Source organism: Curvibacter sp. GW821-FHT01G03 (genome assembly GCF_059422285.1).
Genome location: NZ_JBWKWP010000029.1, coordinates 24,430 through 45,079, shown reverse-complemented (window position 1 = coordinate 45,079; position 20,650 = coordinate 24,430). Strand labels below are relative to the sequence as shown.

Annotated in this window: 18 protein-coding genes and 2 pseudogenes; 4 read left to right on the top strand and 16 right to left on the bottom strand. The window is 63.6% G+C overall.

The genetic code is table 11. The annotated features are described in order from the left end of the window. Nucleotides 1–26: 26 nt before the first annotated feature. The 8 genes and pseudogenes from AC07VS_RS27255 to AC07VS_RS27220 all read right to left on the bottom strand — a co-directional run bounded on the left by AC07VS_RS27255 (nucleotide 27) and on the right by AC07VS_RS27220 (nucleotide 8,217). Nucleotides 27–941, bottom strand: a pseudogene (locus AC07VS_RS27255) (TauD/TfdA dioxygenase family protein). 63 nt (nucleotides 942–1,004) lie between these two features. Next, nucleotides 1,005–2,354 (bottom strand): LLM class flavin-dependent oxidoreductase, encoded by a 1,350-nt coding sequence (locus tag AC07VS_RS27250; protein ID WP_494752527.1) that lies wholly within the window; start codon nucleotides 2,352–2,354, stop codon nucleotides 1,005–1,007. A 25-nt stretch (nucleotides 2,355–2,379) separates the two neighbouring features. After that, nucleotides 2,380–3,486, bottom strand: a complete 1,107-nt coding sequence (locus tag AC07VS_RS27245) for an ABC transporter substrate-binding protein (RefSeq protein ID WP_494752526.1) — start codon at nucleotides 3,484–3,486, stop codon at nucleotides 2,380–2,382. Nucleotides 3,487–3,685: 199 nt separating this feature from the next. After that, a complete protein-coding gene (locus AC07VS_RS27240) occupies nucleotides 3,686–4,225 on the bottom strand; it encodes a c-type cytochrome (RefSeq protein ID WP_494752530.1) in 540 nt (179 codons plus the stop codon). Between the two features lie 76 nt (nucleotides 4,226–4,301). After that, nucleotides 4,302–5,600, bottom strand: a complete 1,299-nt coding sequence (soxC, locus tag AC07VS_RS27235) for a sulfite dehydrogenase (RefSeq protein ID WP_494752525.1) — start codon at nucleotides 5,598–5,600, stop codon at nucleotides 4,302–4,304. Between the two features lie 4 nt (nucleotides 5,601–5,604). Further along, nucleotides 5,605–6,432, bottom strand: a complete 828-nt coding sequence (locus tag AC07VS_RS27230; protein WP_494658728.1) for an ABC transporter ATP-binding protein — start codon at nucleotides 6,430–6,432, stop codon at nucleotides 5,605–5,607. 58 nt (nucleotides 6,433–6,490) lie between these two features. Next, on the bottom strand, nucleotides 6,491–7,318 hold the full coding sequence (locus tag AC07VS_RS27225; RefSeq protein WP_494752524.1) for an ABC transporter permease: 828 nt from the start codon (nucleotides 7,316–7,318) through the stop codon (nucleotides 6,491–6,493). A gap of 14 nt (nucleotides 7,319–7,332) precedes the next feature. Next, complete coding sequence (locus AC07VS_RS27220; RefSeq protein ID WP_494752523.1) at nucleotides 7,333–8,217, bottom strand: ABC transporter permease; 885 nt, start codon at nucleotides 8,215–8,217, stop codon at nucleotides 7,333–7,335. Between the two features lie 273 nt (nucleotides 8,218–8,490). On the opposite strand from AC07VS_RS27220, the pseudogene AC07VS_RS27215 reads away from it, so the two are divergent. Further along, nucleotides 8,491–8,902, top strand: a pseudogene (locus tag AC07VS_RS27215) (ABC transporter substrate-binding protein); the annotation flags it as partial. Nucleotides 8,903–8,935: 33 nt separating this feature from the next. Here the strand turns inward: AC07VS_RS27215 and AC07VS_RS27210 are convergent. Beyond that, nucleotides 8,936–9,196, bottom strand: coding sequence for a TauD/TfdA dioxygenase family protein (locus AC07VS_RS27210; RefSeq protein ID WP_494658731.1), 261 nt, complete (start codon nucleotides 9,194–9,196; stop codon nucleotides 8,936–8,938). 7 nt (nucleotides 9,197–9,203) lie between these two features. On the opposite strand from AC07VS_RS27210, the gene AC07VS_RS27205 reads away from it, so the two are divergent. Continuing rightward, the gene (locus tag AC07VS_RS27205; protein WP_494658732.1) at nucleotides 9,204–9,506 is read left to right on the top strand and encodes a TauD/TfdA dioxygenase family protein; all 303 of its coding nucleotides are present in this window, start codon (nucleotides 9,204–9,206) and stop codon (nucleotides 9,504–9,506) included. Nucleotides 9,507–10,012: 506 nt separating this feature from the next. Here AC07VS_RS27205 and AC07VS_RS27200 read toward each other — a convergent pair. Next, nucleotides 10,013–11,473 (bottom strand): APC family permease, encoded by a 1,461-nt coding sequence (locus tag AC07VS_RS27200; protein WP_494752522.1) that lies wholly within the window; start codon nucleotides 11,471–11,473, stop codon nucleotides 10,013–10,015. Between the two features lie 339 nt (nucleotides 11,474–11,812). On the opposite strand from AC07VS_RS27200, the gene AC07VS_RS27195 reads away from it, so the two are divergent. Both AC07VS_RS27195 and AC07VS_RS27190 read left to right on the top strand, forming a co-directional pair. Next, on the top strand, nucleotides 11,813–12,853 hold the full coding sequence (locus AC07VS_RS27195) for a Bug family tripartite tricarboxylate transporter substrate binding protein (protein WP_492349747.1): 1,041 nt from the start codon (nucleotides 11,813–11,815) through the stop codon (nucleotides 12,851–12,853). Nucleotides 12,854–12,956: 103 nt separating this feature from the next. Further along, nucleotides 12,957–13,553, top strand: a complete 597-nt coding sequence (locus tag AC07VS_RS27190) for a nitroreductase family protein (RefSeq protein ID WP_492349746.1) — start codon at nucleotides 12,957–12,959, stop codon at nucleotides 13,551–13,553. A 24-nt stretch (nucleotides 13,554–13,577) separates the two neighbouring features. Here AC07VS_RS27190 and AC07VS_RS27185 read toward each other — a convergent pair whose 3' ends face one another. The 6 genes from AC07VS_RS27185 to AC07VS_RS27160 all read right to left on the bottom strand — a co-directional run bounded on the left by AC07VS_RS27185 (nucleotide 13,578) and on the right by AC07VS_RS27160 (nucleotide 20,584). Beyond that, complete coding sequence (locus AC07VS_RS27185) at nucleotides 13,578–14,318, bottom strand: IclR family transcriptional regulator (protein ID WP_492349745.1); 741 nt, start codon at nucleotides 14,316–14,318, stop codon at nucleotides 13,578–13,580. 139 nt (nucleotides 14,319–14,457) lie between these two features. Continuing rightward, entirely contained in the window at nucleotides 14,458–15,198 is a 741-nt protein-coding gene (locus AC07VS_RS27180; protein WP_492349744.1) for an IclR family transcriptional regulator, read from the bottom strand. A 298-nt stretch (nucleotides 15,199–15,496) separates the two neighbouring features. Next, entirely contained in the window at nucleotides 15,497–16,423 is a 927-nt protein-coding gene (locus AC07VS_RS27175; protein WP_494752521.1) for a Bug family tripartite tricarboxylate transporter substrate binding protein, read from the bottom strand. A 118-nt stretch (nucleotides 16,424–16,541) separates the two neighbouring features. Beyond that, nucleotides 16,542–17,579, bottom strand: a complete 1,038-nt coding sequence (locus AC07VS_RS27170; protein ID WP_494752520.1) for a Bug family tripartite tricarboxylate transporter substrate binding protein — start codon at nucleotides 17,577–17,579, stop codon at nucleotides 16,542–16,544. Then, nucleotides 17,576–19,027 carry an NADP-dependent succinate-semialdehyde dehydrogenase gene (gene gabD, locus AC07VS_RS27165; RefSeq protein WP_492349741.1) on the bottom strand — a complete coding sequence of 484 codons (1,452 nt, stop codon included), beginning with the start codon at nucleotides 19,025–19,027 and terminating at the stop codon, nucleotides 17,576–17,578. Before gabD ends, AC07VS_RS27170 begins: the two co-directional genes overlap by 4 nt. Before the next feature lie 129 nt (nucleotides 19,028–19,156). After that, the gene (locus AC07VS_RS27160) at nucleotides 19,157–20,584 is read right to left on the bottom strand and encodes an NAD-dependent succinate-semialdehyde dehydrogenase (protein WP_494752519.1); all 1,428 of its coding nucleotides are present in this window, start codon (nucleotides 20,582–20,584) and stop codon (nucleotides 19,157–19,159) included. Between the last annotated feature and the right edge of the window lie 66 nt (nucleotides 20,585–20,650).

Below are 20,650 nucleotides of genomic sequence, written 5' to 3'. Positions count from 1 at the left end.
CGAGGCGCTAGCAGCGCCTCGAACCCTCAATTGACCGGTTGACGCGGACGGCTGCGCTGCCCATCCACCGACACCGGCACATCCCCGGCCACGGTGACGCGGCGCACCACGCGGTGCTGGTCGCCATAGTCGTTGATGGCGTAGTGCTGGGTGGCACGGTTGTCCCAGATGGCCACATCGCCCTCGCTTCAACGCCAGCGCACGGTGTTCTCCAGCCGGGTGATGTGGTTCTGGAACAGTTCCAGCAGGCTGCGGCTGTCCTGACCGTTGTAGCCCACGAAGCGTTTGATGAAATGGCCCGAAACCAAGGATCGCTCGCCCGTCTCGGGGTGCACACGCACCAGAGGGTGCTCGGTCTCGATCAGGCGAGAGGTGAACACTTGGCGGTATTTCTGGGCGCCATGGGCGTCGGGCTTGGCGCGGGTGGCGGCGTAATCGTAGTCATTGCCGTGCAGGGCCCAGAGCTGATCGGCCAAGCCCTTGAGCGGGGCAGGCAGTTCGTTGTAGGCCGCCACGGTATTGGCCCAGACAGTGTCGCCGCCGGTGGGCGGGATGACCACCGAGCGCAACACCGCCACCTGGGGGTAGTCGACCTCAAAGGTGACGTCGGTGTGCCAGGAGTCGGCCCGACCGCCATGGGCCGAATCCAGCTCCAGGATCTGGGTGCCATCGCGTGAGGGCACCGTCGGGTGTTCCACCAGCGGCCCGAACAGGCGGGCAAAGGCCTGGTGCGAAGCATCGTCCAGGTGCTGTTGGCCCTTGAAAAACAGCACCTTGTGGCGCAGCAGGGCTTGCTTGAGGGCGGCGAAGGTGGCGGGGGCCAAATCGCCCGACAGGCGCAGGCCACGCACCTCGGCACCAAGCTTGCCCGCCAGGGGCTGCAGTTCAAAGAACGCCGAGCTTGAGGCGGCGTGCGTGGGTTCCAGAACGGTGTTGCTCATCGTGGGTTCTCCTGATCGATGGACGTGGACGGAAGGCGGGACAACATGAGAGGTCGCGGTGGCTCAGGCCGCCTTGGCCTGTTGCGCGTAGCGGCTGGCGGGACGCTCCAGACCGAGGTTCTCGCGCAGGGTGCGGCCCTCATAGGCGGTGCGGAACAGGCCGCGGCGTTGCAACTCGGGCACCACCAGGTCGACAAATTCGTTGAGCGACTGGGGCAGCACCGGGGGCATCACGTTGAAGCCATCGGCCGCGCCGTTCTCGAACCACTCCTGCATGCGGTCGGCGATGGTGCTGGGGGTGCCCACCACCACCCAGTGGCCGCGGGCGCCGGCCAGGTACTCGTAGAGCTGGCGCACGGTGAAGCGCTCGCGTCGGGCCAGCTCGATCACCACATGGGCACGGCTGTTGATACCCTTGGGTGGTTCGGGGTAGTAGGGGGGCACGGCGTCCAGATCCCAGCGCTGCAGTTCCTCGCGGGGCCAGAAAGGCTCGAGCGTGGCCAGGCCCACCGAGGGGTGGATCAGGCCTTGCAGCTCGGCCCATTTGGCCTGGGCCTCTTCCTCGGTGCGACCGATGACGGGCGAGATGCCGGGCAACACCAGCAGTTGCTCGGGGCGGCGGCCATAGCGCGCCAGGCGGCCCTTCACATCGCGGTAGAAGGCCTGGGCCTCGGCCAGGCTGGTCCAGGCGGTGAAGATGGCCTCGGCGCTGGCGGCGGCCAGTTCCTTGCCGTCTTCCGACGAGCCGGCCTGCACGATGACTGGGTAGCCCTGGGGCGGGCGCTCGATGTTCAGCGGGCCCTTGACCTTGAAGTATTTGCCGACGTGGTTGAGCGCGTGGATCTTGTTCGGGTCCACATACACGCCACTGGCGCGGTCACGCACCAGGGCATCATCGTCAAAGCTGTCCCACAGCCCTTTGACGACGTCAACAAACTCATGCGCCCGCTCGTAGCGCACGGCAGGGTCGGGGTGAGCCTCGATGCCGAAGTTGCCGTGCACATTGTCGGCGCTGGTGGTGACGACGTTCCAGGCGGCGCGGCCCTTGCTGATGTGGTCCAGCGAGGCGAACTTGCGCGCCAGCAGGTAGGGGTCTTCGTAGGTGGTGGAGGCAGTGGCCACAAAGCCGATGTGCTTCGTGACCGCTGACAGCGCCGCCCAGAGCGTGACCGGCTCGAAGTACGAGACCCGACCCTGGCGGCTCAGCGATTCATCATCGCCGCGGTGCCACAAACCCGGGCTGTCGGCCACGAAGACCTGGTCGAACAGGCCGCGCTCCGCTGTTTTGGCCACCTCGATGTAGTGGTCGATGTTGACGCCCGAATCGATTTGTGACCCGGGGTGGCGCCAGGCGGCCACATGGTGGCCCGTGGCCATGACGAAGGCGCCCAGGCGCAGTTTTCTTTGACTCATGAGATCTCCGTTCTTGAGGTTTGGGTCAGTGCTTGACGCCCTGGCTGCCCACCAGGTTGCCGTCGGCGGCGTACTCGGGCCAATAGCCGTCAAGCTTTTGTTCCTTGAGGGCGGTGTTCAGAAAGCGGCGGTCAAACCAGCTGTCGATCTCGGGCTGCTTGCGGATCAGCTTGAGCTTGAACGACTCGTCGGCCGCATCCTTGTAGCGGGCCACCAGGAAAGGGTCGAGCAGCGGTGACAGGCGCACGCGCAAGGGCTGGCCCACAAAGTCTTCGCGCCATGATTTCTCGGGCAGCTCGGCCTTGCCCCATTGGGCAAACAGGTCACCTCGGCGCGATTCCTCGGAGTACTCACGCGCCGTGCGCACCACCACGTTCACCACCCGCTGCACCATCTCGGGGTGCTCGGTGGCAAAGGCCTCGGTGGCCAGCAACACGGTCTGCCGCGTGAAGCGGTACGAGTCCGCCGCGGCCGACCACACCACCTTGACCAGGCCGCTGTCGCGCAGGCGAAACAGGTCGACATAGCTGAAGGCGGCATCAATGTCTTTGGTGGTGAGCGCTGCCTGGGTGCCGGCCGGGTCGAGGTTGATGAACTTCACATCGCTTTCACGCAAGCCATGTGCAGCCAAGGCCCGCACCGCCGCCAGGTGCAGGTTGGTGCCCTTGAACACCGCCACGCGTTTGCCCTTGAGGTCTTCGATGCGGCTGATGGTGGAGTCAGGCGGCACACCCAGGTACAGGCCGGTGCGCACGCCGGTGCCCAGCACGATGCGGGTTTTAACGCCGTTGGCGCGGTGCACGATGGAGGGCAGATCGCCCTGCCAGGCCAGGTCGAGTTGCTGGTTGACCAGGGCCTCGTTGACGGCGGGGCCGGCACCCTTGAAGAAGATCCACTCGACCTTGATGCCGTCCTTCTCAAACTCTTTCTCGATCAGGCCCTGGGCATTGACGATGCCGACGGTGGAGCCCCCCGTGCGTGGCGGACTGCCCACGCCGCCGGTGGCGACGCCGATGCGGATGGCGCTTGGCGCAGGGCCGGCGGCTTGGGCAGAGCCGAGGGCGGCCAGCAGAGAAACAGACAGCGCCAGCAGCGCGTTCAGCCATCGCCGGGGCGATTTTTCGGGTGTCATGGGTGCGATCCTTGGTTGGCGGATGTGGGTGTTCTGCCTTCAAAGGTAAGACGCCCCCGGCCAGCCGTGAACGCAGGTTTTCAGATTTGGATATGACGAAGTGCGGGCCGCCCCCTGACGGGCACACCAAGCCCAAAGCCCCGTGACCGAGGTCTGCGGGGCATCGATGCAGCGTAGATGAAACGAGGCGGAATCCGCCTCAGCGACAGGTGCGGCAGGCCCAGTTGCTGACGTCGGGCCGGGCATCACTGACAAAGCCCGCCTGGTTCGGCATCTTGAGTGCGCTCAGGCGCGGGGCATCCAGCACCGCATCGGCAGGCAGCACGCCGTTGGCGTTGAGGATCCAGGCCGTCAGCGCATACGCCTCGTCGGGCTTCAGGCTCTGCGGCGCGTTGTAGGGCATGGCGCGGCGGATGAAGTCGAACAAGGTCGTGGCATAGGGCCAGAAGTTGCCCACCGTCTTGAGCGGCGTGATCTTCTGATCGCTGAGCGGCACGTTGCCACCCACCAAGGCATCGGCCGGCTTGCCCTGACCATGGTCGCCGTGGCATGCGGCGCATTTCTCGGCGTACAGTCGGGCCCCTTCGGCCACACTGCCCTGGCCGCGAGGCAGACCGTTGCCCTTGGCGTCAATGTCGATGTCCCAGGCTGCGATGGCCGCCGGGCTGGCAACCGTGCCGAAGCCGTAGGGCGCGCCACCCGGCGTGCCCTGGGCCTGGACAGACGAGACGCCGCCCATGCCCACGGACAGCAGCAACGCACAGGTAAGTGCCAGCCGCCGCAGGGCCGGGCTGCAGGGCAGGGTGAAAGCGCGCTCAGGCATGGACATTCTTCAGACTCCCGTCGGCGGCCAGTTGCCAGCTCTGGATGGCGTTGTAGTGGTAGAGCGAGTTCAGGCCACGTGCAGCAATCAGTTGCTCGCGGGTGGGCTGCACATAGCCGGTCTCATCGATCACCCGGCTTTGCAGGATGGCCGGCAAGCCGTCCCAATGCCAGCCCAGGCTGAATCGCGTCAAGGCACGGTTGAGCACCGGCTCTTGCAACTGGGCCTCGCGCCACTGGCGCCCGCCGTCGACCGACACCTCCACCCGCTTGACACGGCCCAGACCGCTCCAAGCCAGGCCGCTGATCTCGTGGAAGCCGCGCTGGCGCAGCACCTGCCCAGGCGAGGGCCGGGTGATGACGGACTTGGCCTCCATCAGGAAGGTGAACTGGCGCGCCGTGCCATCGGGCAGCGAATCGGTGTACTTGGAGGTCTCTTCGCGGGTCTGGAAGGGCTCGGTGCCGATCTTGAGCCGGCGCAGCCACTTGATGCTCATATTGCCTTCGAAGCCGGGCAGGAACAGGCGCAGCGGGTAGCCACTCTCGGGGCGCAGGCGCTCACCGTTCTGGGCATAGACCACCAGCGCGTCTTCAAACGCCTTGTGCACCGGGATGCTGCGCGACATGGCCGCTCCATCGGCCCCTTCAGCCAGGATCCAACGCGCCTCGGGCGCAATGCCCACCTCGTCGAGCAACACGGACAACGGCACGCCTGTCCATTCACAACACGACAGCAGGCCATGGGACAGCTGCACAGTGGCCGAAGTGGAGGTGCGCCATTCGGTGCCGGTGTTGCCTGAACACTCGAGGAAGTGGATGCGCGACACCGACGGGAAGCGCACCAGATCGTCCATGGTGAACACGCGGGGCCGCTTGGCCAAGCCGTGGATCACCAGGCGGTGCTGCTCCGGGTCGATCTGCGGAATGCCGGCGTGGTGGCGCTCGAACACCAGCCCGGTTGGGGTGATGATGCCAAACAGATCGGCCAGCGGCGTCATCGAGGAAGCCGCCCCCGGGAAAGGCGCATTGCCGCGGCTGCGGCGCACCACGTGGCGCTCGTGCTCGGAGGGCTGGCCATAGGGGTGCCACAGCACGGGCTCCCCGGGCTGGCGGCTCCAGTCGGGCACCGCCAATGGGCCGGTCTCGGCGGGCACGGCGCTTTGTACCGCAGTCTGCGCCATGATGGGCGCGGCGGCCACGGCACCCAGGGCAGCGGTGGCGCGGCGGAAGAAGGCACGGCGAGGGGCAGACCCAGCAGCGGCAGCCAGTTTGGGGGCTTGGGAGCTCAGCATGGCGTCAGACGGCAAATTGCCACTGGGAAGCGGCAGGGGCTTCTTGACGCAATGGGGCTTCGATCAGCTCGGCAGCCGGGTGGCCCGAGAACTCGTGCAACACCGACTCCTTGAGCTGGGTAAAAGCGTAGCTGACACGGTCGCGCGGGTGCGGCAAGGGCACAGGCAGCACCCGGCGGATGCGGCCGGGTCGGGGCTCCATCACCACCACCTTGTCCCCCAGGTAGACGGCCTCTTCCACATCGTGCGTCACCAGGATCATGGTGATGCCTTCCTGTTGCCAGATGCGGTGCAGCTCCTGCTGCAGGTGGGCCCGCGTGAGGGCATCGAGTGCGCCGAAAGGTTCGTCGAGCAGCAGGATGTCGGGCCGATTGACCAGCGCGCGCGCAATCGCCACGCGCTGCGACATGCCACCCGAGAGCTGGTGCGGGTAAGCGGTCTCAAAGCCGTTCAAACCAACCAGCTCAATATGCTCGTTGACAGCCAGGCGCTTCTGCCCTTCGGTCAGATCGGCATTGAGCAAGCCCAGGCCGATGTTGTCGCGCACATTGAGCCAGGGGAACAGGCGGTGCTCCTGGAACACGATGCCGCGGTTCAGGCTGGTGCCTTTGATGCGCTGGCCGTCAAGCAGGATCTGGCCCTGGTAGCCCTCCTCCAGCCCGATGATCAGGCGCAGTAGCGTGGACTTGCCGCAGCCGCTGGCGCCCACGATGCTGACGAACTCACCTGGGGTGATCGAAAGCGAGATGTCTTGCAACACCGGCAGGGCAGCGCCCTTGACCTCGTATTGCTTGCTGACGTTTTGCAGCGTCAGGGTTCCTGCATGTGCCATGGTGAATTGGTCCAGGAAAGTGAGAATGACAGGGGTTGTGCTGCACGTGGCAAGCTTCTTATTCGTACTGGGCCACCGAGCGCCCGCGCCAGGCCAACAGGCGGTGCTCGAGTTGGCTGGCCAGCCAGTTCAGGGCAAAGCCCACCAGCCCGACCACGATGACGCCGAACAGCACCAGGTCCATCTTGAAGTGCTCGCGCCCATCGATCAGGGTGTTGCCAATGCCCTGGCCTGACACCAGCAGATACTCAGCGCCCAGGGTGGCCAGCCAGGCATAGATCAGACCAAGGTGGATGCCGGCGAACACCGAGGGCAGGGCCGAGGGCAGCACCACACGGCGCAGCATCTGCCAACGCGAGAATTCAAACACCCGGCCCACCTCGATCAACTCGGGCGCCACGCTGCGAATACCTTCGAAGGTATTGAGCACCACCGGAAAGAACGCGGCCAGCGACAGGAAAGCTACCTTGGCCGCATCGCCCAGCCCAAACCACACCGAGAGCAGCGGGATCCACGCAAACAGCGAGATCTGCTTGAGCGTGTGAAAGCTCGGGCCCAGCAGGCTCTCGAACAGGCGGGACAGGCCCAGCACGGTACCGAAGATCAGGCCCGCGCTGGCGCCAATGGCAAAGCCCAGCAGATCGCGCCACAGGCTGGAGCGCAAGGCGCGCCACAGTTCGCCGCTCACGGTCTGCTCAACCGCGGTGTGCCAGACCTGGCTGACCGGCACCAGCAAGGGCGACTTGGACCAGCCCAGCGACACCGCCAGCCACCACAGCAGCAACAGCAGCAGGGGCAGCACCCAGCCGCGCATGGCCCGGGGCAGGCCAGGCAAGCGCCGGCGCGCAGCCCCTGGGGAAACAGAAATGGACACGGGTTCAGACATGCGACGCCCTTGCATCAAAAGCCAACGCGGCGCCAGCGCAGCAGGCGCACCTCGACCAGGGCCAGCACTTTGTCGAGCGCAAAGCCCACCGCCCCCACAACGATCACCGCCGCCATCACCACATCAAGCTGAAACAACTGGCGGCCATAGACGATCATGAAACCCAGCCCCTCGGACGAGGCCAGCAGCTCCACCACCACCAGCGCCAGCCAGGCATGGGTGAGCCCGTAGCGGATGCCATTCCAGATCGGCGCGGCAGCGGCCGGGAACACCACCCGCGACAGTAGTTGCCAGCGCGTGAAGCCGAACACCCGTGCCACCTCGACATAGCGGTTGGGCACGTTTTCGATGCCCATGGCGGTGTTGAGGGCCACCGGCACCAGCGCGGCCTTGGAAATGAGGATGATCTTGAGCGCCTCGTCAATGCCCACCAGCAGCATCAGCAGCGGCAGCCAGCCCAGTACCGGCACCTGGCTGAAGGCCTTGAACAAGGGGTAAACGTAGTCTTTGAAGCGCGACGACAGGCCCATGCCCACGCCCAGCAGCAAACCGGCCGAAGCGCCCACACCAAAGCCGAACAGCACCCGCTGAGCGCTGATCCAGAGGTTGTCGGCCATTTCGCCGCTGCGCACCAGCTCGACCAGGGTGGTGCCCACCTCCTCGGGCGAAGGCAGCACCTGGGGGGCGACCCAACCCTGCCGGGCGGCCACCCACCACAGCAAGAGCAGCAGCAAGGGCACAGGCCAGGGCAACAACCAGGAGCGCAGCGCCCTCCCAGCCCGTTGCAACAGCCGCAACAGTTGCAACTGCCCGCCGGGCAAGGCACCCGCAACAGTCGCCCCCTGGGACGGGGCAGCCTGGGCCAGCGCCCCATCGGGCAGCCGCAAGGTCTGGCTCATGATTGGCACTCCTGGAAAGAATCGTTGGACCGATCTGACCGGTGCGCGCAACAGCCTGCCTGAGCAGCTTCAGCAACGCCAGCTCAGCCTGTCTTGACACGGGTCATGGTGGCGCCATTGTTCGTGCCCAGGCTGTGTTGAAAAACGAATATTTGCGACGCTTCTTATGCAGAAAACAAGACTCCCCGCGTGAGCGGGCAGTTCGGGTGCAGAAGGATGAGCGCAGGATGGGCGCAAAGAAGGCTGTCAGGTCGTCAAAAACCATCCAGGGGCAGAACATTGGCCTCAGGCGCTATCCAGATCAGCGAGGCCGGCTCCTCGCAGGTGGCCGCCGCCGTGCCGCAAGGCGTCGAGATCGAGGTCTTCTGGATCTTCGACCACACTCACGAAGCCGAGGCACTGATCGCACGCCAGGGCTGCTGGATCCAGAGCCTGGCCCACCTCAAGGGCGAGAAGCTCGGCGTGCCCTTTGTCTCGACCAGCCATTTCCATGCGCTGGTAACCCTGCAGGACGCCGGCGTGAACATGCGCGACGTGAAGATCCTCAACCTGCGCCCCCGAGATCCTGGCCGCCAGGGAGCGTGGCGACATCGATGCCACCTTGGTCTGGGACCCTGTGTTGGCCAAGATCAAGCAAAACGGGAGCCTGATCACCTTCTCGGGCCAGATCGCGGCGAGGCCAGGCTGAGGCCCTGGAGGGGGCGCGTCTGAGCCGAAATCAGGCCTGCGGGCCGTGGCCCTGCGAGACAGACACCCGCTCGCCCCAGCGCTCATAGGGGGAATAGTTCCACACGGCGTGGTGCACCGTGGCCCAGTTGTCCCAGAACAGCAGCGTGCCCGCCTCCCAGTGCACGCGCACCTGAAAGGCCAGGTTGCGCTCGATGTGGCGGTACAGGGCCTGCAACACGGCCTGACTCTCATGGCGTGCCAGCGGCACGATGCCGGAGGGCAGGCGCCCGCTGTACCGAAGCCCCGACATCGAGGCCTTGACGCCCTGGGTGGCCCACCCGCTGGTGCGCACCCACCCCGAGAGCGGCCTGCGGGCCCTGTACCTCGATGAAAGCACCGAGGTCGAATTGGTGGGCTACGACCCGGTGGCGGGCGCCGCCCTGATCGCCCGCCTGCGCGAGCACCTGCTACAGGAGCGATTTGCCTACACCCATCGCTGGCAGGTAGGCGACATCGTCTACTGGGACAACCAGATCACGCTGCATGGACGCTCCGTGTTCGACCCCTCGGAGCGCCGGGTGCTCAAACGCATCAGTCTGTCAGGCAGCACGCCGTTCTGACGATGGGCAGGGACTGCCCGAGTCCGTGGTTGAAAGTGAACGAGGCTCGGCACCTGGAGCCTGGTCAGCGCGCCTCCGCATGCCCGGCGAACCAGGCCCCACGACTGATCGGGCCATTGCTTCTCACCACATCTCTGACGCTTGCCAGTGAACACTCAACCTGCTGGATATTGCACCTGGTCAACCGATCGTTTAGCAAAGGAAGGGCGACGCGGCCGTCACCGCAAATGGATAGGGCAAGGATGACAGGCCTCCGTGGCCTCAGCCGCCAGCGTGGCGTGGATGCGCTCATCAACCCGCGCCACCAACACCCCGAGGTACTCGAGCAGTTGAAAGCCCTGTGGTGCCAATGGAGCAACACCCAGCGGCCGATCACCGACGAGGGCGTCACCCACAGCGTGACACCGGACCTTCAGGCCGAACGCTACCCGCCCGACCCGGCGCAGCGGGTTCTGGCTTGTCCGATCAGGGGCTCAACGACGGCACAAGCAGAACGGGTCTGCCCCTTACTTTCGGTCATGTCCCAAGGTGGCGTAGGCCACAGGGTCCAAGGACTTCAAGCGCAGAGCCGCGCCCCATCCTGCGAGCCCTGCACAGGGCAACAAGGCGAGCAGAGCCCAAGACAAGGTCTGGCTGGCCCCTGTCAAGACTTGAAAGTTGGGCACTGCGAGAGCAAACACAAAGCTCAGACCCAGCAGGGCCGCGAGCGGCATCCAGAAAATTCGAAACCGGGTGAAAGCGTGCGCATCGCGACGAAAAAACACGATCACTGCGATCGCGGTCGCCATCATCAACAGCAATAGGCACACGGTCGCGATGTTGCTGAGCCACGAGAAAAGGTGAAGAACGGGGTCGGCCTTGAACACAGCAAACAAGGCCACCACGATCAGGCACAGCACGGTCTGCAACAGCGAGGCCACATGGGGGCTTTTGTACTGTGGGTGGGTGCAGCCAAGGCGCCTGGGCAGCAGGCGTTCCCGACCCATCGAATAGAAATACCGGGCGGTAGAGTTGTGAAACGCGATCAATCCCGCATAGATGCTGATGATGAACATGCCGCGCAAGAGAACGGTCAATGAATGGCCCGCATAGGTGTCCGACAGCAGGTAGAGGAAATTGGTCGGATCACTCAGCCCGGTAATCGTCGCTTGCACGCGCTCGGAACCCGTGCCGATCACCAGGCACCACAGCGAAAACGAATAGAAGCACCCGACCAGTATCAGGGCCGAGTAGGTGGCAATCGGGATACTGCGTTTCGGATCCTTGGCCTCCTCGCTGTAGATGGTGGTGGCCTCAAAACCGATGAAGGCTGCGAAGCAAAACAGGATCCCGATCGAGGGATTCCCGGCACTGAGGGCCGCAGGCTGAAATGACGAAAACTCGATGCCATCGGCACCGCCACGGTGCAGAATCAGCACGTCCAACAGCAGCACAAATGCGTACTCGGCCACCACGAAGCAGGCCAGGATCTTGGCCGAAAAATCGATCTGGTGAAACCCGAAGTAGGCGACAGAGGCAATCGCCGCGATGGCGATCGCCCACCAAGGCACGCTGAGGTCGAACTGGGCACGCAATGACTCCGAAACCACCTCGCCGAGCAGGCCGTACAGCCCAAACTGCAAGGCCAAAGAGCCCAGAATGGCGATGAATGCTGCAGCCCCGCCTGCCGAACCGCCAATCCCACGCGAGACCATGGCGTAGAAACCACCGGCGCTGGTGACGCAGGTGCCCATGGCGGTGTAGCCCGCAGCAAACATCAGCAGCAGCAGCAGGGCCAGGACCACCAGTGCGGGCGTTCCAGCGCCATTGCCCAACATCATCCCGATGGGAAAGCCACCGGCCACCACACTCAGCGGGCTGGCTGCGGAGATCACCAACAGCGTGATGAACCACGAACTCAAGGTTCCTGAGCGCAGGCCCGTGGCGTCATCGGGCAGGCGGGGCATCGAAGGGGTGCGTGAATCCATAGGTATTTTGATCAGCAAGTGAGGTCTGTTCGCGGGTGTCATGCGAACGATTCCGGTGTCGTTCACGCGTCCATTGGTCTGAGGGCTGACGCAAAGTCTAGGCCGACCTCCCTGGAGCCGATAGCCCAGATTGGCATGCGGGAACACCGGTCCAGGCACCAAAGGAGTGCAGCCAAAACGAAATTTCAAAACCCCTCACCAAAAGCTATCATTTCTCAAAACAAAATTTCAACAACACAAACTCAAATATTTTTCTATTTGTTTTGCTTTTTTATTTCATTGTGATAACTTTGCATTTCGCCATTCGTCAAAAGAAAGACGGATGACAACCCGTACTGCTTGGCCCATCAGCTCAAGCCAGTGTCTTCCAGGAAGATTGACAAAGGACTTGGAATGCTTGCTGCACTCAAGAAATGGGCCGTGTTGGGCCTGTTGCTCGCCACCACCACGGCATGGACTGAATCGGCCGTGGCGCAAACGAATTGGCCTGCGCGGCCGGTGAAAATCATGGTGCCCTATCCCCCCGGCACTGGCCCGGATGTGATGGCCCGATTGGTCGCTGAAGGGCTGGCCAAAGAGCTGAACACCAGCTTCATCGTGGACAACAAGCCGGGTGCCAACGCCATCATCGGCACTGATGCGGTGGTGAAAGCCCCTGCCGACGGCTACACGTTCTTGCTGCTGGATCGCCTGACCTTGTCGGTCAACCCGCTGCTTTATCAACCGCTGCCGTTTGATGTCCGCAAAGACCTGGTCTCCGTCAGCAACATTGCCGATGTGAACCTGTATCTGGTCACCAGCGCTCAGTTGCCGGTGACCGATTTCGCCTCGTTTCTTCAGTACGTGAAGGCCAACCCAGGCAAGGTCACCTTTGGCACGGGAGGGGTGGGCAGCATCATGCATCTGAACATGGAACTGCTTCAGGCCCGGACCGGGATGGAGTTTCTGCACGTACCGTACAAGGCCCTTGCGGAGGTCATCCCGGCGATGCTGGGAGGCCAAGTGCAAGTGACTTCGGGCGGGGTCGAGGCACTGCTGCCCCATGTCGAAAAGGGCACGTTGAAATTGCTCGCGGTGGGCGCGCCTAAAAGAGCACCCATCACACCCCAGGTCCCCACCATCCTCGAAGCTGGCGGCGCCGACATGCTGCTCTCCACCTCTTACACCCTCCACGCCAAAGCGGGCACGCCGCCCGAAATACTGGCCAAGGTGAATGCCAGCCTGTTCAAAGTGCTGGGCAGCCCTGAATTGCAAGCCTGGACCGCCAAACGGGGGCTTCATGCGGCGGCATCAAAGCCGGCTGAATTGGACGCGCAGATTGCCCACGATTCAGAACGTGTCGGCAAGCTCATCCGCGAACGCGGCATCCGGGTGCAGTGAGCACAGTGTCGCGCCCACCGCAATCAACCCGCCCAAACCGCCCCCTGACCCACCCGACCTGTGCGCCATGCTGCAGGTCACATCACCTACCGGAGCCCTCCCTGTGTCATCTACCCGACAAGCCGAACACCCCATCCATCCACTGTTCACCCAACGCTGGTCACCGCGGGCCTTCACCGGTGAACCGATCACAGAAGAGCAGTTGCTGACGCTGCTTGAAGCAGCGCGTTGGGCGCCGTCGGCCTACAACGCTCAGCCCTGGCGTTGGATCCATGTGCGCCGCGACACACCACACTGGCGCCCCATTCTCGAATCGCTGGTGGAGTTCAATCAGGGCTGGGCGCAACACGCGGCAGCGCTTCTGGTGTTGGTGTCCGCCAAGCAGGCGGTGTTTCCAGGAAAGCCCGCGGCGGCGCCCAACGCCTGGCACTCATTCGACTGCGGCGCAGCTTGGGCCAGCCTGGCCTTTCAGGCCACCTTGTCCGGTTTGGCCAGCCACGCCATGGCGGGCTTTGATGAACCACGTCTGCGCGCTGCCATTCAACTGCCTGAGACCCACGCCATCGAAACCGTGATTGCGGTCGGGAAACCCGGACGCCAGGATCGCTTGCCCGAAGCGCTGCTCGCCCGCGAAAGTCCGAATGAACGCCTGCCGCTGGCAGACGTGGCCTTCGAGGGCCATTTCCAGAGCAAAGGCTGAAAGGTGTGGCGCCTCAGGCAGCAATCAAGCCGCTGAAATATGTGCCGTGATGCTCGCAGCCGCCCCGACGACCAGATTTGCAAGAAATTCTTCGTTGAAGGCTGCAAAGCGCTCGCTGGGGCCCACCAGGGTGATGCTGCCCAAAATGCGCTGCTTCTCATCAAAGATCGGCGCGGCCAGGCCTGTCTTTTCAGGATCGAGTTCACCCACGCTGATGCAGAACCCCTGTTTGCGGATCTGCAACATGGTCTTGGAGAAGACCTTCCAGTCGCCTCCAATGCGCTGCACGCCGGGGTGATCGGTGTGGGCATCGAATATCTTGCGCAATTGGCGCGGCAACAGGTAGGCCAGGATCACCCGGGATGTGGCACTGCGAAACAGATCCATGGGTCGCCCGCGCCCAAAGTTCAGGGGATCGACGCTGGCCCCGGGCTGGTGATAAATTGAAATCACGGTCGAGCCATACAGCTCGCTGATCAGCACGCTGAGCCCGGTCTGCTCCACCAGGTGCTGAGTCAGATCGCGGCTGCTGGACAACAGCGGGTGGTACTCGGTCATCAGGCGATCCAGCTCGATCACTCTCGGACCCAGAGCATAGCCACGGGGCAGACGCACCAGCAGGCCGACGTCGCTCAACTCACGCACATAGCGGTAGGCGCTGGCCGGTGCATAGCCCAACTGGGAGCAGATCAACTCCACATCAATCACGGCCTGCTCGGGCTTGAACAGGCTCAAAACATCCAACATGCGTCGAAGGCTATTCATCAATTTATCGTTCTGTGGGAGGGTTGAAGGTCAGATCGACAAGCGTAATCGAACTGCAGTCGAAGCCCGAGACAAAACGCCAAAGAAGGCGCAACGGCCCCCTGCCTGACCCAGGCCCCCGACTTCAGACATGTTGCCGCTATTGGGCCACGATGCGATCCGTCAATCGGGCGGCGGCCCGCACGACCAGATCACACAAAAAGGTTTCCTGAAAGGCCTGAAAGCGCTCACTGCGCCCCACCAGGGTGATGCTGCCTAGCACCCTGCCCTTTTCATCGAACACCGGTGCGGCTACACCGGTGCGATCCGGGTGAAGCTCCCCCCGGCTCAGACAATATCCTTTTTTGCGGATGTCCAGCAGGCTGCGGGAGAAGTCCTTCCAGGCCAGCCCCAAGTGCAGCAATTGGGCACTTTCAGCATGCAGATCGTAGATCCGCCGTATCTGGCGCGGCAGCAGGTAAGCCAGCACGACGCGCGAGGTGGCGCTGTGGAAAAGGTCGATCGGCAAGCCCCGCCCACCGCCTACCGGTCCGGCATCGCTGCCCCGTTGAAGCAGCACATTGATGACAGAGTGACCATGGAACTCGCTGATCAGGGCGTCCAGCCCCGTCTGGGTGACCAAGTCGTCGACCAGGTCGCGACCCCATTGCAGCATGGGGTCATAGGCTGTCATCTGATGCTCCAGCGCGATGATGCGCGGCCCCAAGGCGTAGCCACGAGGCAAGCGCACCAACAAACCCACAGCACCCAATTCACGCAGGTACCGGTAGGCACTGGCTGGGGTATAGCCCAGCTCACGGCAGATGACATCGATGTCGATCACCGACTGGTCAGGCCTGAACAGGCCCAAGACATCCAGCATCCGGCGCAAGCTGTTCATGGTGGGTTCGGGAAGGCTAAGAATGAGAACGCATTGGCAAGACAGCCCAGCGCTGCCAACGATATCGAGGTACCTGAACAATCGGAACCATTGAACAGCAATCGGACAAGGCCGCCCGATATATTGCATTATTTTGCCTATTGGATTCTATAGCACAATAAAGTGTTATTTTTTTGCCATATTAATACATATATTTTCATCAATGAAGAACTCATGGACGAGTGATCGCACCAAACGAAAGTACTGTGCTGGACAGTGGCGATTCATGAAAACGGTGCCCGACAGACAGGGCAGTCTCTCATTCGACCGCCATATGGCTTTGCCGTACAACGTCGGCAATCAGGCCTCGTTCGCTGCGCATCAGGCGCTCGAAATCTGCCCCCACGATCAGCTGAGGCTCGATGCCCCGTGACTGCAGCATCTGCTGAAAAGCCTCGCCATCGGTCACCTTGCGGATGGCTTGCTGCAGCCGATCAACCTCGCTCTGCCGCAGGCCAGCCGGCGCCAGCAACCCCAACCATGAGCTCAGGGCCAGGCCCTTCATGGCCGGCAGTTCAGACAGTGCAGGCACCTGGGGCATCACACCGATCCGCTGCGCAGAAGTCACGGCCAAAGCTTTGATTCGGCCGTCTTGCACGTGCTGCTGCACCAAAGCCACGGGCAGGATCGCCAGGTCCAGTTGCCCGCCCACCACATCGGTCACGACCTGGGGCGCCGCCTTGTAGGGAACATGCACCCAATCAAGGCCTGTGCGCAGATGGATCAGCTCACCCGAGATGTGCAACAAGGAGCCGCGACCATCGGTGCCGAAGTTCAACACCCCGGGATGGGCGCGCGCCCAGCGGATCAGCCCCTCCAGCGAGTCTGCCGGCAAGCCCAGGCGCCCCACCACGGCAAAGGGCATCTGACCCACCACGGCCAAGGCCCGGAAGTCGCGAAAGCTGTCATAGCGCACCGCACTGGGGGTGAGCACAGGAGCCACATTGAGCGGGCTGCTGACCGCGAAAAGCAGCGTCTGACCATCGGCAGCGGCATGGGCGACCTTTTGCGTCCCGAGGGTGCCGAAGGCGCCTGTGACGTTCTCGATCACCCAGGTCTGTCCCAGCAACTGGGCCACGGGCGCAGACAACTGACGGGCAACCCCATCGATGGCGCCCCCCGGTGCAAAAGGAACGATCACGGTGACCGGCTTGCCCGACACCGATTGCGCCATCAAGGGGCTCACCCCAGCCACCCCTGCAAGACCCAGACTCTTCAAGCAAAGCCGCTTGCTCAGCAACATACTGCCCTTTCAGGGCCGATTCAAGGCCCAAGCGTTATGGAAACCCGACAGGACACCGGCCTCAGGGGAACTCAATGTGGGCGCGCTTCACCACCGGTTCGGCCTGGTGAAACGCCTCCGCCCAGATGCGCCGTGCCTGCTCAGGCGTACTGCCGATCGGCTCCACTCCCTGCGCCAGCAAGCGCGACCGCAGCTCGGGCGACTGCAGCACCTGACGCAAGGCTTTGGCCAAGGCCTCCTGGACCACGGCCGGCGTGCCGGTGGGCGCAAACAGCGCAAACCAACCCGACTCGGCCATTTGGGGCCAGCCCAATTCGACAAAGGTGGGGGTGGAAGGCAAGGATGGGAATCGACGGGTACCGGTCACGGCCAACGGGCGAACTCGAGCACTTTCAACGCCGGAGCCGATGGCTGAGACCGTGAGAAACACGCTGTCAAGGTGCCCGCCCAGCAAATCCGTGAGCGCAGGAGCAGAGCCTTTATAGGGTACATGCACCCACTGCAGATGGGCCGCATCGGCCAACACCTCGCCCATGACATGGCCCGAGGATCCCACCCCGAAGCTGCCGTAGCTCAGGCCTTGCGCCTTGGCCCGCTGCACGAACTCTCCCAGGTCGCGCTCCTTGGCATCAGACCGAACGGCCAGGACCAATGGGGCCTGGCCCACGATGCAGACGATGGCAAACTGCGACATCACCGCCTGGGGACTCTGCGGAGGCTGTGCAGCCAAAGGTGCAATGACGTGCGTCGAATGGCTGCCCAGTAGCAAGGTGTAGCCATCGGCCGGCTGCCGCTGGACACTGCGCCAGGCCACCGCGCCATTGGCACCAGGCCGGTTGTCAACCACCACCGCCTGCCCCAACACCTGCTGAAGCTGCGTTGCCAGAAGACGGGCCAGCGCATCCGTTCCCCCTCCACTGGCAAAGGGCACCACCAATGTGATGGCCTTCTGGGGAAAGGCCAGATCGACAGCGCCGGCGTCGCGTAGCACGCCAGCCCAACCTACCAGTGCCAAGCCAAGCCCCACCAGGCCGGTGCGCAGCCAAGCGCCGCGCGCGCCAATGTGCGCCCGACACCGCAGAGCCAGCGCCGTGTTCATTGGATGCCTGCCATGTTGATGTACTTGATGACCAGGTAATCATCCATTCCGTAGTGCGAGCCTTCACGCCCCAACCCTGATTGCTTGACCCCGCCAAAGGGGGCCACCTCATTGGAGATCAGCCCTGTATTGACGCCAACCATGCCGTATTCGAGGCGCTCTGCAACCCGCCACACACGCCCCAGATCGCGAGCGTAGAAATAGCTGGCCAGACCGAACTCAGTGTCATTGGCCAGGGCTACGACCTCGTCCTCTGATTCAAAGCGGAACAGCGGCGCCAGCGGGCCAAAGGTCTCCTCCCGAGCCACCGCCATGTCCGAGGTGACATCCACCAGAACGGTGGGCTCGAAGAAGGAGCGCCCGAGCGAGTGGGGTTTCCCACCTGTCAGAACCCGAGCCCCTTTGGCAAGTGCATCGGCGACGTGCTCCTCTACCTTGGCCAGGGCCTTTTCGTCGATCAGGGGCCCCACACGCACCCCCTCGGTCATGCCGTCGCCGACCGTCAAGGTCTGCACCGCAGCCGTCAATTTGGCAGCGAAGGCGTCATAGACCTTGGCATGGACATACAGGCGGTTGGCACACACGCAAGTCTGCCCCGCATTGCGGTACTTGGACACCATCGCCCCTTCGACCGCCGCATCGAGGTCAGCATCGTCAAAGACGATGAAGGGTGCATTGCCGCCCAACTCCATGGAAACCTTCTTGATGCTGTCCGCGGTCTGCTTCATCAACGTGCGCCCAACCTCCGTCGAACCTGTGAAGCTCAGCTTGCGGACCGCGGGATGGGTGGCCAGCACCCGACCGATGTCGCCCGCCGAGCCGGTCACCACCGACAAGACACCCGCGGGAACGCCTGCACGCTCGGCCAACGCCACCAAAGCCAGGGCCGTCAAGGGCGTCTGCGAGGCCGGCTTGAGCACCATCGTGCAGCCCGCGGCCAGGGCCGGGCCTGCCTTGCGAGTGATCATGGCGGCCGGGAAATTCCAGGGCGTGATGGCGGCACACACACCAATCGGCTCCTTGGTTACCACGATGCGCTGACTGCTCAAGGGCGCCGGAATGGTGTCGCCATAGACCCGCCTTGCCTCTTCGGAAAACCACTCGATGAATGAGGCGGCATAGGCAATCTCGCCCCGGGCCTCGGCCAAGGGCTTGCCCTGCTCGGCGGTCATGATGCGCGCCAGATCGTCGACATTCGCCTGGATCAGCTCATACCAGCGGCGCAGGACCGCGGCACGCTCTTTGGCCGTGCGGGCTCGCCAGGCGGGCCAGGCCGCCTGGGCCGCCAGCACGGCCTGCTCAGCTTCGGCGGCACCCAGGCGCGGCACGGAGCCCACGCGCACGCCGGTGGCAGGGTTGCGCACATCAATTCGATTTTCAGAGGAAATCCACTGACCATTGATCAGGCATTGGTCGCGCAGCAGGAAAGGATTTTGAAGATTCAGCATCGCCATTGAGAGTAGAGAAAGCCCCCGAGGCGCGATGCCCCGGGGAAAAACCTGGAGAACAGGCCGTGAAACATTGGATAAGGAGCACGGGCGGTGAAGCCTTGCCCATGGCATGGGAAGCGGCAGGCTTTAGATCTGGGTGATCATCTTGGTTGCCAGGTAACCATCAAACAGCTCGGTTCCCCCCTCGCTGCCAATACCGCTGTCCTTGATGCCGCCAAAAGGCAGCTCAGGATGCGCCATGCCAAAGTGGTTGATGTTGACCATGCCTGCCTCCAAACCGTTGGCCACGCGCGTGGAGGTTTGAATCGAGTGGGTAAACACATAAGACGCCAGACCAAACGGAACACTGTTGGCCCTGCGCAGCACCTCGTCCAGATCAGTGAACCGGGTGATGGGCGCAATGGGACCGAAGGGCTCCTCATTCATGACCCGGGCCGTGTCAGGCAGGCCAGTGATCACCGTCGGAGCAAAGAAGTGGCCGGCCCCCGGGAGACGGCCGCCACCGCTGAGCACCTCGCCCCCCTGGCGTGTGGCGTCATCCACCAAGGACTGCACGGCCTCAAGACGTCGTGCGTGCACCAGGGGGCCCATCTGCGACTCGGGCTGCAGGCCATGGCCCACCGTCACCGAGTTGATGACTTCGGCGAAGGTACTCACAAAGCGGTCATACACCCGGCTCTGCACATAGAAGCGTGAGGGCGAAACGCACACCTGCCCGGCGTTGCGCACCTTGAAACGGGCCAGCAAGGTGGCCGCCTGCTCCACATCGGCATCATCGAACACCAGCACGGGGGAGTGGCCCCCCAGCTCCATGCTGACACGCTTCATGTGGGCACCAGCCAGGGCGGCCAGGTGCTTGCCCACCGGCACAGAACCCGTGAACGAAATCTTGCGCACGACAGGCGACTCGATCAGGTGCTTGGAGATGGTAGAAGGCACGCCCCACACCACATTGAGCACGCCGGGCGGCAATCCGGCGTCATGGAACAAGTGGGCCAGGGCATCCACCGCACTGGGCGACTCTTCGGGTCCCTTGAGAACCACGGTACAGCCAGAGCCAATGGCGGCCACCACCTTCTTCATGGCCTGGCCCATCGGAAAGTTCCACGGGCTGAAGGCCGCGCACACGCCCACGGGTTCGCGCACCACCCACTGCCGCACGAGGGGATTGCGGGGCGGCACGACGCGGCCGTAGATGCGCCTGCACTCTTCAGCCGCCCACTCGGCGTGCTCGGCGCTGTTGAGCACCTCGGCCACCGCTTCGGCCAAGGGCTTGCCGTTGTCCTGCGTGATGGCCCGCGCAATGTCGCTTGCGCGTTCGCGGGCCAACTCGCCCACCCGACGCAAAACGGCGGAGCGCTCCATGGGCGAACTGCAGCGCCAGGTCTGAAAAGCAAGGTCTGCAGCCTGAAGCGCGGCATCCAGGTCTTCAGGGGTGGCCCAGGGTAGTTCACCCAGGGGCTCCAGCGTGGCGGGATCCCGGATGGCCTGGACATCACGTCCTTGGGCGCTCAGGAATCGGCCGTTGATGTAGAGAGAAAGTGGTGGGTACATGGTGCTCAGAGAATGGATGGAGCGGAGGATCTGCCGCGCATCGGCGGCAAAGGCCCAGGGGGAGCG

Coding starts and splice junctions, on each gene's coding strand:
- AC07VS_RS27210 (WP_494658731.1), bottom strand. CDS start 9,196: ATGTCGGGGCTTCGGTACAGCGGGCGCCTGCCCTCCGGCATCGTGCCG.
- AC07VS_RS27180 (WP_492349744.1), bottom strand. CDS start 15,198: ATGAACAGCTTGCGCCGGATGCTGGATGTCTTGGGCCTGTTCAGGCCT.
- AC07VS_RS27160 (WP_494752519.1), bottom strand. CDS start 20,584: ATGTACCCACCACTTTCTCTCTACATCAACGGCCGATTCCTGAGCGCC.
- AC07VS_RS27185 (WP_492349745.1), bottom strand. CDS start 14,318: ATGAATAGCCTTCGACGCATGTTGGATGTTTTGAGCCTGTTCAAGCCC.
- AC07VS_RS27170 (WP_494752520.1), bottom strand. CDS start 17,579: ATGAACACGGCGCTGGCTCTGCGGTGTCGGGCGCACATTGGCGCGCGC.
- AC07VS_RS27225 (WP_494752524.1), bottom strand. CDS start 7,318: ATGTCTGAACCCGTGTCCATTTCTGTTTCCCCAGGGGCTGCGCGCCGG.
- AC07VS_RS27220 (WP_494752523.1), bottom strand. CDS start 8,217: ATGAGCCAGACCTTGCGGCTGCCCGATGGGGCGCTGGCCCAGGCTGCC.
- AC07VS_RS27200 (WP_494752522.1), bottom strand. CDS start 11,473: ATGGATTCACGCACCCCTTCGATGCCCCGCCTGCCCGATGACGCCACG.
- AC07VS_RS27250 (WP_494752527.1), bottom strand. CDS start 2,354: ATGAGTCAAAGAAAACTGCGCCTGGGCGCCTTCGTCATGGCCACGGGC.
- soxC (WP_494752525.1), bottom strand. CDS start 5,600: ATGCTGAGCTCCCAAGCCCCCAAACTGGCTGCCGCTGCTGGGTCTGCC.
- AC07VS_RS27240 (WP_494752530.1), bottom strand. CDS start 4,225: ATGGGCGGCGTCTCGTCTGTCCAGGCCCAGGGCACGCCGGGTGGCGCG.
- gabD (WP_492349741.1), bottom strand. CDS start 19,027: ATGCTGAATCTTCAAAATCCTTTCCTGCTGCGCGACCAATGCCTGATC.
- AC07VS_RS27245 (WP_494752526.1), bottom strand. CDS start 3,486: ATGACACCCGAAAAATCGCCCCGGCGATGGCTGAACGCGCTGCTGGCG.
- AC07VS_RS27230 (WP_494658728.1), bottom strand. CDS start 6,432: ATGGCACATGCAGGAACCCTGACGCTGCAAAACGTCAGCAAGCAATAC.